The organism is Lacticaseibacillus sp. 30 (assembly GCF_053819265.1).
Genome location: NZ_JBSOQX010000087.1, coordinates 1 through 295 on the forward strand (window position 1 = coordinate 1; position 295 = coordinate 295).

The 295-nt window shown below is 50.8% G+C and carries 1 protein-coding gene; it reads left to right on the forward strand.

Translation table 11 applies throughout. From position 1 onward, the window contains the following. On the forward strand, positions 1-295 hold a 295-nt coding region (locus tag ACWPAB_RS15480; protein WP_315627466.1), incomplete at both ends, for an FAD-dependent oxidoreductase.

Below are 295 nucleotides of genomic sequence, written 5' to 3' on the forward strand. Positions count from 1 at the left end.
CGCGACTGGGCACACGCCTCGTTATCCGGACATTCCAGGGGCCAATCTGCTTAAAACGAGTCGGGATTTTCTGGACCTTGATCAGTTACCAACCAGCATTGCCTTCATCGGAGCCGGTTATGTCAGTGTCGAACTGGCCAACATTGCTGCAGCGGCTGGCGCAGAGGTGCATATCATCGGTCATTCTGATCGGTTGTTACGGGCATTCCCCAAAGTCGCTACCGAAGCTTTAAAATCATTGCTTGCCAAGACCGGGATTCATTTTCATCCTAACGTCGAACTGACTAAAATCACA